The sequence below is a fragment of the Paenibacillus sp. FSL L8-0340 genome (assembly GCF_038593145.1).
Classification (GTDB): Bacteria; Bacillota; Bacilli; order Paenibacillales; family Paenibacillaceae; genus Paenibacillus_AQ.
Map to the genome: position 1 here is coordinate 3,239,294 of NZ_CP151967.1, position 12,245 is coordinate 3,251,538.

At 47.6% G+C, this 12,245-nt stretch carries 9 protein-coding genes, 1 pseudogene and 1 riboswitch; of the genes and pseudogenes, 7 read left to right on the forward strand and 3 right to left on the reverse strand.

Going from position 1 to position 12,245, the window contains the following annotated elements:
• Positions 1 to 39 precede the first annotated feature (39 nt).
• Positions 40 to 3,429, forward strand: a complete 3,390-nt coding sequence (locus NST07_RS14480; RefSeq protein WP_342481771.1) for a cellobiose phosphorylase — start codon at positions 40 to 42, stop codon at positions 3,427 to 3,429.
• Between the two features lie 100 nt (positions 3,430 to 3,529).
• Here the strand turns inward: NST07_RS14480 and trpS are convergent, their stop codons facing one another.
• Positions 3,530 to 4,519 carry a tryptophan--tRNA ligase gene (gene trpS / locus NST07_RS14485; protein WP_342481772.1) on the reverse strand — a complete coding sequence of 330 codons (990 nt, stop codon included), beginning with the start codon at positions 4,517 to 4,519 and terminating at the stop codon, positions 3,530 to 3,532.
• 614 nt (positions 4,520 to 5,133) lie between these two features.
• On the opposite strand from trpS, the gene tnpB reads away from it, so the two are divergent.
• Both tnpB and NST07_RS14495 read left to right on the forward strand, forming a co-directional pair.
• Positions 5,134 to 6,222 (forward strand): IS200/IS605 family element RNA-guided endonuclease TnpB, encoded by a 1,089-nt coding sequence (gene tnpB, locus NST07_RS14490; protein ID WP_341092635.1) that lies wholly within the window; start codon positions 5,134 to 5,136, stop codon positions 6,220 to 6,222.
• Positions 6,223 to 6,405: 183 nt separating this feature from the next.
• Positions 6,406 to 6,795, forward strand: a pseudogene (locus NST07_RS14495) (GNAT family protein); the annotation flags it as partial.
• Here the strand turns inward: NST07_RS14495 and NST07_RS14500 are convergent.
• A complete protein-coding gene (locus tag NST07_RS14500; RefSeq protein WP_341378385.1) occupies positions 6,740 to 8,332 on the reverse strand; it encodes a DUF4179 domain-containing protein in 1,593 nt (530 codons plus the stop codon). The pseudogene NST07_RS14495 and the gene NST07_RS14500 overlap by 56 nt on opposite strands.
• Positions 8,301 to 8,882, reverse strand: a complete 582-nt coding sequence (locus NST07_RS14505) for a sigma-70 family RNA polymerase sigma factor (RefSeq protein WP_341092637.1) — start codon at positions 8,880 to 8,882, stop codon at positions 8,301 to 8,303. Before NST07_RS14505 ends, NST07_RS14500 begins: the two co-directional genes overlap by 32 nt.
• 120 nt (positions 8,883 to 9,002) lie before the next feature.
• On the opposite strand from NST07_RS14505, the gene NST07_RS14510 reads away from it, so the two are divergent.
• The 4 genes from NST07_RS14510 to NST07_RS14525 all read left to right on the forward strand — a co-directional run bounded on the left by NST07_RS14510 (position 9,003) and on the right by NST07_RS14525 (position 12,094).
• Entirely contained in the window at positions 9,003 to 9,269 is a 267-nt protein-coding gene (locus tag NST07_RS14510; RefSeq protein WP_341378387.1) for a hypothetical protein, read from the forward strand.
• Between the two features lie 98 nt (positions 9,270 to 9,367).
• A riboswitch (cyclic di-GMP riboswitch) is annotated at positions 9,368 to 9,459 on the forward strand.
• A gap of 50 nt (positions 9,460 to 9,509) precedes the next feature.
• Positions 9,510 to 10,565, forward strand: coding sequence for a hypothetical protein (locus tag NST07_RS14515; protein WP_342481773.1), 1,056 nt, complete (start codon positions 9,510 to 9,512; stop codon positions 10,563 to 10,565).
• Between the two features lie 133 nt (positions 10,566 to 10,698).
• Complete coding sequence (locus NST07_RS14520; protein WP_038590982.1) at positions 10,699 to 11,058, forward strand: hypothetical protein; 360 nt, start codon at positions 10,699 to 10,701, stop codon at positions 11,056 to 11,058.
• A gap of 37 nt (positions 11,059 to 11,095) precedes the next feature.
• Entirely contained in the window at positions 11,096 to 12,094 is a 999-nt protein-coding gene (locus tag NST07_RS14525) for a ketoacyl-ACP synthase III (protein ID WP_342481774.1), read from the forward strand.
• Positions 12,095 to 12,245 lie beyond the last annotated feature (151 nt).

Here is a 12,245-nt window from a genome sequence, read left to right on the forward strand (position 1 = left end):
AGCGGCAATCTGCCGCAGCAGATAAGGAAGTGAGTAGAAATGACAACTATAACAGGAACTGGCTCCAAGCTGTCGCTTCACGAGGATGGGTTGACTTTTACTTTCCTGGAAAGCGGCGACCTGTACCAGGCTGTCGGCGGGACGATGATGATCAATCAGCTGCTGTCTAATAGCGTAGACGGTGCTCCCGGAAATCTTTATGCGCGTTTGCACCTGCAGGATGGCATTCAGGTCTTTCCGCTGCTAGGTGTGAAATCGAGCAGCCGTTTCCGTCAGGACGGCAAACGCCTGGTGTGGCAAGGTGAAATTACTGCGGGTCCGGATGTGCCAGGGCTATTGACGGATATCCGTTATCAAGTGCTATTTACTTTGTCCAGCCGTGGGGTGTGGTTCTGGGATGTGAAAGTTGAAGGCAGCAATGTGCTGCTGGACGTCATTTATAGTCAAGACGTGGGAATTGCTTCCCCTGCAGCTGTCACCAGTAATGAAGCCTATTTATCGCAATATATTGATCATGCGGTATTTGAGGATGAGAAGTATGGATATGTGGTCTGCTCCCGGCAAAATCAGCCGCAAGGCGGCAAGTTCCCGTACCTGCAGCAAGGTACTCTCACCGGAGCTGCCGGGTATTCCACCGATGGCTTCCAGTTCTTCGGATTATCCTACAAGGAAACCGACAAACCGGAAGCATTGTACCAGGAACAGCTGGCCAATGAGATTTATCAATATGAATTTGCCTATACGGCGCTGAAATCCGAGAAAGTTCAACTGGATGGAGCCGCACGTTTTACTTTTTACGGACTGTTCCGTGAAGATCATCCCGCAGCCATTACAGAGCTGGAATTTAATTCGGCACTGCGTCAAGCGTGGGATGAGGCTGAAGCCCTGGGAGACGTTCAGGAAACAGGTCATTGGCTGAATCAGGCCTCCTTATCTTCACGTTTTGGAACGCCGCTGCAAACTGTAGACATGCTGGAGGAAGAGCTGAACTCATTGTTCCCGCAGAGATTTGAGGAAGAACGTGATGGCGGCCAGCTGCTAGCCTTCTTTACCGGCACCTATGAGCATATTGTGCTCAAGCGTAAGGAATTGCTGGTCGAACGTCCGCACGGGCATATTCTGATGAGCGGGGACAATGCTCATCTGGGTGCTGAGGTCATGACCACAACCTCGTATATGTATGGGATTTTCAACTCCCAGGTGGTAGTCGGTAATACGAATTTCAATAAAATGATGTCCAACCCCCGTAATGCGCTGAATGTGTACAAGACTTCAGGACAGCGTATTTATGTGGAAATGGATGGACAATACCGTATGCTTACGATGCCGTCGTTATTTGAAATCGGCTTTAACTACGTGCGCTGGTACTATAAAACTCTATCCGATACGCTTGTGATTACCAACTATACAACAGTTGATTCACCGGAAGTAAAGCTGCATGTACGATCTGTAAGCGGCCAAGCCTACCGTTTCCTCGTCAGCAACCAGATTACGATGAATGTGGCCGAGTATGAGGTGCCTTACCAAATGGCTCAGGATCCGAACGGAGTGATCAGCTTCCGCGGCGAGAAGTCCGGAACGAGTGCTGAGGTATATCCTGAGCTCACTTACAAGATGTTCCTGGAGGGTGCTTCTTACCGTCTGGGAGATGAAAGTCTGCTGGCGGACGGACCGGTTCAGGGCAGTGCTTCGCTTGCGGTGCTTGAACTGGAGGAGAGCGCAGAGTGGACGCTGACACTACAGGGCTTGCTGGACGGCAAGGAACGTCCGCTCTCCAATAAACCCGTCACAGAAGAAATCACCCGTTACCGTGAGTTTTTCTCCGGTGTCATGAATGGGTTCAAGCTGACACAGGAAAGCGGAGTCGAAGGCGGACTATTCAAAGTGAATGCGCTGGCCTGGTGGTACACTCACAATATGCTGGTCCATTACTCAGTGCCTCATGGTCTGGAGCAGTATGGCGGCGCAGCATGGGGGACACGTGATGTGTGCCAGGGACCGGTGGAATATTTCCTCGCCACACACAAATATGAGCAGGTGCGCGAGATTCTGCTGACCGTGTTTGCCCATCAGTATGAAGATGATGGCAGCTGGCCACAGTGGTTCATGTTCGACAAATACACATCCATTCAGCAGGAAGAAAGCCACGGCGATATTATTGTCTGGCCGCTTAAAGTGCTGGGGGATTATTTGCGGGCAACCCTTGATTTTGCTGTGCTGGATGAACAGATTCCATATACACGCAAGCACAGCTTTGACTTTACAGAAACGACAGCTTCGCTGCGGGAACATGCCAACAAAGAGCTGGATTACATTAAATCTCACTTCCTGCATGATACGTTCCTGTCTTCTTACGGCGACGGGGATTGGGATGATACGCTCCAGCCGGCGAACGCACAGCTGAAGCAGTATATGGTCAGCAGCTGGACAGTTGCACTTACCTATCAGACAGTGCTCGGTTTATCCGGAGTGCTGCAGAGCAATGATGAAGCTTGGTCAAATGAGCTGAAGCAGATGGCGGAAGGGATCAAAAGTGATTTCAACCGTTACATGCTGGGAACGGAAGTGATTCCAGGCTTCCTGTATTTCGAAGATCCGCAGGATGCCAAGCCATTGCTTCATCCAGAAGATCAGGAGACCGGTATTCAATACCGGCTGTTGCCGATGACCCGCAGCATGATCGGTGAGCTGCTCACACCAGAGCAAATGGAGTCGCATTATAAGCTGATCCTGGAGCAATTCCTCTGCCCGGATGGTGTGCGGCTGATGAATCATCCGGCGCAATATGCCGGCGGAGTCAGCACACATTTTAAACGGGCGGAGCAGGCGGCTAATTTCGGACGCGAAATCGGACTTCAATATGTGCATGCGCATATCCGGTTCGTAGAAGCTATGGCGAAGATCGGCAAGCGGGATCAGGTATGGAACGGACTGGCGGTCATTAATCCGATTGGGATCCGCGATGCCGTGCCGAATGCTGAACTGCGTCAGAGCAATGCCTACTTCAGCAGCTCGGACGGGAAATTTGCTAACCGTTACGAAGCGCAGGAGCGGTTCAATGAGCTGCGGAATGGTTCGGTAGCCGTTAAAGGCGGCTGGAGAATTTATTCCAGCGGTCCCGGAATCTACATGAATCAGCTGATCACAAACGTGCTCGGTATCCGTGAGGACGGCGGTGACCTCATCATTGATCCTGTACTGCCGGATGAACTGGATGGAACCCGCTTTGCCTTCGAATATGGCGGTTCGCCGGTATCGTTCATCTACCACTGTGCAGAAGGCAGTCTCCGCTCTGTAAACGTGGGCGGCAAGGAGGTTCAGGCCGAACGGCTTGCCAACCCTTATCGTCTTGGAGGATTGCGGATCAAACAGGCAGACTTTGAAAATCTGCGCACAGCAGAAGGTACTGTAGTCGATATTTATATGTAACAACAAGAAGGGGCCGCTGATTAAGCGGCCTCTTTGCTATTCACAATTATTCATCTGTTAAGTCATCAATTCCAGAACCTTTGTTGAAAGCATCTCGAGTTCATTTAAAATAATCAAGGCTCATGGCCTCGCGGACTTCGTTCATCGTTTCCTGGGCCAGAGACCGGGTATGGCGGGTGCCGGCCATTAGAATGTCATTGACAAGCTTCGGTCTGGCCGCATAATAAGCCCGGCGTTCCCGCATCGGTGCCATAAGCATTTCCAGCGCGGAGGTGATCCGTTCTTTGCAGGCCGAACATCCGATGGTCCCGCGTTCGCAGCCTTCGCGGATTTCAGCGGCGTCTTGCGGAAGAAAGGCCCGGTGATAAGCATAAATTGGACAGATATCCGGATGCCCAGGATCATTTTTATGAACGCGGGCAGGATCTGTCACTGCTCTTTTTATTTTGTGGGCAAGGTCTTCCGTTGAAGCATCGAGCGTTATGGCGTTGCCGAGGCTTTTGCTCATTTTCGCGTTGCCGTCTGTGCCAATCAGCCGGGGTGTTTCACTAATCAACGCCTGAGGTTCCACAAATATAGGCTTATACAGCTCGTTAAACCGGCGCACAACTTTACGGGCCAGCTCCAGATGCGGCAGCTGATCCTCACCAACGGGAATGATGGTGGCTTTGCAAAAGGCAATATCGGCCGCTTGGCTTACCGGATAACCGAGGAACCCATAATACATTTCATCCAGACTGCTGTTTTTCGATTCTGCTTTTACCGTTGGATTGTGCCGCAGGTTATTCACCGTAACAAACATAGAGAAGAAGATCGTCAGCTCGGCGATTTCCGGAATCATGGACTGTACATAAAGGGTTGTCTTACCGGGGTCAATGCCTACAGACAAATAATCGAGCATAATCTCGCGGATATGGCTGCGGATCAATTCGGGTCTATCGAAATGGGTCGTCAGTGCCTGAACATCCGCCAGAAATACATAGGATTCATATTGATCCTGCAAAATAACCCGGTTCTGCAGGCTGCCGGCGTAATGGCCAAGGTGAAGTTTGCCGGTAACCCGATCTCCTGTGAGTACACGTTCTTTCATCGTTAAAAAACCTCCTGGTATAATGTTGTTGTGTAGAAATTATAAATCGCCACCACCAGCCATCCTCCATGGCCATCACCCCCTTATCAATACAAAAAAACTCCGTCCCATAAGGACGAAGTTGTCGTTGTACCACCTTAAATGACCGTCCCGCTGCATGAATTGCAAGCGTTACAGTCTTCGCTATACGGTGCGGAGATCGCTAAATACATGATCTCGAGACCGCTCCCTTGATAACGGCGGGATGCCCGGCATTTCCCTACAACATTGTAGCCGACGGTTCGGGAAAGCAACTCCAAAGTCCATTCGATCATATGCCGGACACCGGTTCGCAGCTACCACCGGCTCTCTGCAAGTCCTCTCACATATGTCTACTTACTCTTCTTCTGTGTTGTTGTTATATATGTATATTATTACCTGATCCATGGAGATTGGTCAATGCTTTATTAGATTGGGGCAGGAAAAAGTATCAATTGTGATAAGATATTTATCAAAGAAAGCCGAGAACACCCAACCTTCTATAGGTTGGGGATGAATCGGTGTTTTTTGCAAAGAAAACGAACGTATGTGCTATAATATCCCTATATACTTCGTCGAAAGGAGGTTGTGTTGGCATGCTCATTCATAAAGCCTATAAGTATCGCATCTTTCCTACAAATGAACAACAGCAACTCATTCATCAGATGTTCGGGTGTTGCCGTTTTGTGTTCAATCATTTTTTAGGTCTATGGAATGATTCCTATAAGACGAAAGGCAAAGGCTTATCCTACAATCGTTGTGCCACACAACTTCCTGCACTCAAACAACAGTTCGAATGGTTGAAAACCGTGGATAGCATTGCTTTGCAATCATCGGTTCGAAACGTGGCAGATAGTTTTGATCGGTTCTTCAAAAAACAGAATCAAGCTCCACGTTTCAAAAACCGTAAACACCCTGTCCAAAGCTACACAACGAAATATACCAACGGCAACATTGCTGTGGAAGAACGTCTACTCAAGCTTCCCAAGCTGGGATGGATGCCCTTTGCCAATTCCAGAGCTTTAGAGGGACGCATCCTGTCTGCAACCGTTCGCCGGAATGCGTCTGGGAAATATTTCGTATCCATCGTCTGTGAAGTTGACGTTAAGCCCCTGCCTCAAGCCAGCAAAGAGATTGGTGTTGACCTTGGCCTTAAAGAGTTTGCCGTCTGCTCCGATGGATTTCGGGTTCAAAATCCCAAGTGGTATCGCCATTTCGAAAAGAAGTTAGCCTATTGGCAACGCCGTATGGCTCGCCGTAGCAAAGGCGGCTCTAATTGGCACAAAGCCAAGCAAAAGGTCGCTTCCATTCATGAGAAGATCGCCAATTGCCGCTATGATTTTCTGCATCAGCTCACAATCAAACTGATTCGCGAAAACCAAACGATCAGTATAGAAAACCTTCGCGTGGCGAATATGCTCAAAAATCACAAACTGGCAAAGTCTATCGCCGATGCGTCCTGGAGTGAGCTCGAACGTCAAATCTCCTACAAGGCGAAATGGTACGGACGCACGGTTAAGATTTCGGATACCTTTGCCCCGACCAGCCAAACCTGTTCTGTATGTGGCTTCATCAACCCCGAAGTGAAGAACCTTTCAGTGCGGCAATGGGTCTGCCCAGGTTGTGATACAACGCATGATCGTGATGAAAATGCCGCACAGAATATTATAATGATGGCGGTTTAACCGTCTTGCAAAGAACTGTGGGAACCACAGGGATCGCTTGGTGTACGATTTTTCACATTTGAGAAAATCGATGCATTTTGCTTCAAGGAAGCAATGACCCAAGAATCCCCCACCTCTACAGGTGGCGGGAGTGTTCAAAGACAATAAATGAAGAGGGATGCAATTACATAAATATTCGGCTGTAATGATAATGACAAATTGCTTGGTATTATCGAGGCATTTGATTTTAATCAGAAAGTAAATATGGTATCGGTCGGCTATTTTTTGGAGCAAGCCCATTGGGGGAAAGGCATTGCTTCAGAAGCGTTATCCCTATTGATAAGTTATTTGTTTAATAATGCGGATATCAATAGGATTCAAGCTGAAGTAATGCCTCCCAATAGGGCTTCCAAAAAGGTACTGCTGAAAAACGGCTTTATGAAAGAAGGGACTTTGAGACAAGCCAATGTATGGTCAGGCAAAGGAATCGTCGATCTTGAAGTGTACAGCATCCTGAAAGATGACTACATCAGCAAACTCAAGGTTTTTTCACTTCTATTTTTGGCAGAGCAAAGCTCCAGTTCACATCGGTAAACCTTTTATCCGTTATGACCCGGCGGAGCGTCAGCTCCTCGGGCAGTTCAGTCATGCCTTTGGCAATAAGATAGGCTTCATTCACATGATTGCCCGTCTCACCGAATGTGACTGTCTCATCCATAGTGAAACCACCTCTAAAGATAACTTTGTATTCCTTTCCTTTACCATCGAGGGCGACCCACTTGTCATTGGCAAATCTGTTGGTGAATTCGCCGCTGACCGACATCCAGCCGGATATTCCCGGTTCATCCTTAATTTCTTTGATCTCCATCTTGTTCACCTTCAGCACATCACCTTGAGCACTAAATACTGCGGGTTTCTCATTAAGCTCATGAGGATGGAACGTCACTGAATCGTTAGACTTGACGGGACTATTGTAACCATCCAGGATGAACCGTACTTGCCGGCTGTCATATGGAAGGCTCTTGAAATAGTAGGTCCAGTGCAGCTTGCCGGCTTGTTCTGTTGATCTGACAGTGTAGCCGAAGGAAGTGTCGGTAATATATCCGGACTTGTAACGGTTGATTCTTGAAACTTCTTCACCTTTCTCATCCTCAAAATGGAACATGAGCCCAAGAGCGTTATTAAGATTGGCAGAAATAAGGCTGGCTGCCTCTCCAGTAAGCGAGGTGTTGAATTTCAGTGTGACACCTGCAGGTGTATGCATTACTTGATCCATCTCCAGCTTCATCCCATCCGGAGTTTTATAGACATGGTCCTTCAAATCTGTGGTTACCGATAATGCCTGTGCTGCGGTCATATCTGCTTCATAGCTAAAACTCCAGTCTCCGGCGACTACCTTTTCTGTTTCACTGTTTGAAGCCAGTTCATGAATATTGCCTTGAATAACTACGGTGCTTCCTGGGCCTTCATCAGGGAATACGTAAGTCAACAGCAGAGAGGCTTGACCAGAGTTTCCATAAATGTCACTGGCCAAGGGCATGATCTCTTTCAGTTCTCCGATGTTGTGTCCTTGTTCATCATGGATTTCCAATTGGCTGGTATTAAATTTGGACATTGCGTCGTTGGCAGCATGTCCGGTTTTATCCGTAATGCTAATGTTAAGCACCAAACGGGTAGGATCAGCCACTACGTCCTGCAGGACAAAGGTATAGCCTTTATCGGTTTTCTCTATGCCAGGCTGCTGCACCACTCCGAGTATTTTGGCGTCCAGAAGACCAAGCTCTGCCCACTGGTTGGCAAGGAGGAACGGCTTCTGTGGAGGGTTGGACAGCGTCTCTGACACTGTACCTGATTTGCCTATAAAGAACAGTAATGAAGCAATTCCTATCACTGCAGCAACAGTGCTGCCCCACTTTAAACCTCCTTTTAGGGTGCGGCCCGTTTGCATTCCGGATATCTCGGATAATTGTTGCCCGGAGGCAGGCAGTATCTCTGTATTGCGAACTTGTTCCATAACGCGCTCTGTGAAATCATCAGCTAGATTAGAGCTTGTATACAATTGTGAATCCGTCAATAGATCGTTATCAGTGCCGGACAAGTCATTGTGATTGGTGTAAGCCCATTTTTTCATTGGAACCCTCCCTGGATTTCGACCATTGTTTCTTCAGCTTTTGACGGGCGCGGTGGAGACAATTTTTGACCTGATGCATAGGCATTCCCGTTATCGCTGAGATTTCCTCATAGGATAATTCATTGGTATAGCGAAGCAGCAGTACAATCCGGTATCGTTCTGGAAGCTTGGACAATTTCCGGTGCATTTCAAGCTCGTCTTCCTTACGCATATACTGCTCTTCAGGGGTTGGCCCGCGATCCTTCTCCTCCAGTAAGTTACTGCTTGTTAGGCCTGGGGATTTCCGCCTTTTCAGTGACCTGAAGTGGTTGATCGCAATGGCGTACAGCCAAGCCGCAAAGCTTGATTGGCTATGATGCCCGCGGAGTTTCTGGTATGCCTTAATAAATGTTTCCTGGGCCAAATCCTGTGCATCCTGGTGACTGGCGCCCATACCGAGCAGCAGACCATACAAGCTTGACTTGTATTTGTCTACAAGTACCGCAAAGGCCTCCCGGTTGCCCTGCAGCACTTCGGCAATGATTTGTTCGTCGTTTTCCTGTGCCTTCATCCAGTGCCTCCAATTGATTTATTTGTATATAAGACGCACCAGCGCCACAATATTTCTCACTTTTAATAAAAAAGAAAGATTATGTTCAGATCATACTACACATTGCAGGGGGAAGAGAGAATGAAACAAGACGAAGCAATCCGTCAGGTAGGCCTGGCCGTAAAGGGTGATCCGGCAGTCAGGGCGGTATTTCTGAAAGGCGCACATGCCAGAGGAGAGCAGGATGCTTACTCGGATGTTGATTTGTACTGTTTGGTCCACAGCGAGGGCTTGACAGATTTTTTAGCGCGCAGAATATCCCATATGGAGAGCTATAAACCGCTGATATTCTGGTCAAACGGATCTATGCACTATCGTAGCCAAACAGATACAGCGAACAATATTTGAATGTGAGAAAAAAGGAGGATAATGACTGCTATTGTCGAATTATAAATTTAGATAGATAATAAATACCAAAATATGTTTGTGATTCGGAAGCGCCAGCTGATGAACAAAGGCAACTCCGCCGAAAGGCGGAAGACGCAAAGCCACCGGTCTAAACCGCTCACGAAAGCGGCATGACAGCGGGGACGCTCATGTAGTTTGGTTTTTTGTTGTCTAAATACAACAAAAGGAGAATAAAAAAACATGTTTTTGAAGATTCGCCACAAATTGAGGCCAGGCTTAACGTTTATTCTGGCTGCGGTCTTGGCTGCAGGCCCCCTGATTGCCACTCCGGTCCACGCAGCTGCGAAGTACACTTTTACGGATGTCAAAACTGCATATAACATGCCGCTTGACTACAACTATAAGTTCACAGGTGACACGATCGCTTCACTGGAGAAGGATAGCAAAGGGGCTTATCAGCTGTACTTACATAACTGGAAGAAGAAGACGACGGAGAAGGTCACTTCAACTAACACGTTCAAAACGAACTTGCAGCTCCTGGGAGACAGTGTTTATTATTATGAGTCCACAATTGAAGTGACTAAGCAAATTAATATCTACCCGAAGAAGCTGGTACAGTACAATTTGAAAACCAAAAAAACAAGCGAGCTTCCGCTGGAAGTGAATAATCCGGAATTACTCGGTGTGGGTGATAAATATTATGCACACAGCAGTAGCTCATATTTTTACTTCACTAACAAAACGACGCTGGAAACCCAGACCATTAATGATCTCGGTTTTGATCAGGTCTACCAGTTTGTAGATGACAAGTTCATCTATAGCAAATGGGACACCGGCACGTTGTATCTGTATGATCTGCCAAGTTCAAAAACAACTGAGATTTATAAGCTGAAAGAAAATGAATCCTTCAACCTCGTAGCTTCGAATGGTAAAGATATTGTCTGGATGATTGACTCCAAAGAAGTGGATACTGCCGGCAAGACCAAAAATTACTTCATTTATATGACGATGGACCGCAGTAAAGCCGGAGCCCCTGTTAAAGTATTGCTTAAGCGTGAATGGGTAATTGGCGACCGGAATGATCTATTAATCGTGGGTGACAATTATGCGGTGTTCTCGGAAATGATGAACAATAAACTGGTAGCCCGCGGAGTGAACCTCCGAAGCGGGGAACTCTTTTTGCTTGGGGAACGAAACCGCAGTGCGGACAATTTTGTGTATTTTAATAAAGACACTTTGATCTCACGCGACGCGAATGACTTTATTGTGCTTCGTACAATAGTCAGAAGGCCCTAAATAAATTTTTAGAAACTATCAAAAAATGCAATTTGATGATAGCAGGAAAGCGGTAAATCTTGGGTATCAACCTATTTCCAATGAATCCCGCAATCACAAATTGAAAAAACAACTAGAGGAGTGTCGTTAAAAAATGATCGCAGAAACTAAAATGTACCCGGAATTCAACACCATCTTCATCAGCTTGCATGGATTTGCCGAATTGGCTGAAACGGTAAAAGAAGTGGAAATATTCGAGGCGTCCATGCCGACCTTGCCGATTCACGAGATGTCTCTGATTATTGACTGCAATGATATGGCGCCCTTCAAGCCGGAGATATTGCCGGTTCTGGAACGCTGCTATGTGCTGTATAACGGATTTAAACATGCGGTTCTGGTGAATCCGAAGAAAGTGGTAGCCAAATCTCAATTACAGAGAGTAGCTCCAAGCGCCGGATTTAAAGGACATTTTGTGGACACGGTGGAAGAGGCATGGGCAATCGTTAAATCCTAAATCGTATATCCTAAATCTAAGCAGAGGGTGGTCGACCATGGCTAATGTCAAAATAATAAGCACCGAAGTGTACCATCCTGCCTATAAGATCAGCAATGAGGAATTGGCTCTGCAGGCCGGAGCTTCAGCGGACAAGCTTATCGGCATTTGGGAGTTCTTTGGCCGTAAGGATCGTTATTACGCGGCGGACTATGAAGAGAGCACGCTTTATATGGCTATTGAAGCATCCAAAAGGCTATTGAAGAACTGCGGGCTCAGCGGAAGCGATTTGGATATGATCGTATTCTCCTCAGGAACACATGATTTCAGCGCTCCGACAGATGCTGCATTTGTGCACCAGGCACTGGAGGGTAAAGATTCCTGCATTATCTATGACAGTAATGCCAACTGTGTAGGTATGGTTGTCGCTGCTGACCAAGCAGCCCGATCCATGATATCCACTCCCAGAGTTAGATACGCACTCATTGTAGGGTCGGAGCAGATTGCCCGTTTCTACAAAGAAGGTGACCTGGCGTCCAAGGGCCTGTGCGGAGATGCAGCCTGTGCGGTTCTGCTGGAGAGAGTGGAGGATACGGACTCCGGCCTGATAGATTCGGCGTACTACACCAATACGCAGAAGGCGGAGGATATGCAGTTCCCTGCCGGAGGCATGACACAAATGTACGGAGAACATCTGTCGCTTGAAGAGAAAAAAATCTATCTTCATCCGGAGTACAATGTCAATGTGGCTTTCCCGACAGCGGTATCCAATATTGAGCAGCTGCTTCAGGAACATGGCTATACTAAAAGTGATGTGAAGCACTATATCCTTAGTCAGTTAAACTTGAGCGTCATTAAAGATATCGCGGGCAAGCTGGACGAGGAGCTCGTTAAATTCCCTTACATTGGGGATATTTATGGCTACACAGGCACAAGCAGTCCATTTATCACCCTTCACCATGCGATTAAGGACGGTACGCTGGTCCCCGGCGACTTGTTCTTTATGTGGTCGGTAGGCGCGGGTATTACGAGTTGTGCTACCTTGTGGAGACTCTAACATCACTATTACAGTAATGGAACGCGATAGAAAAACAACGAAAGCCTGCGCTTTGCCGCAGGCTTTTTTGTGTGGTACGCCCAGCATGGGCGTCATCTCTAGGTGAAAGTCCCGAACGGGGGCTGGCAAGCGCCTACCGTTAGCCAAGAGC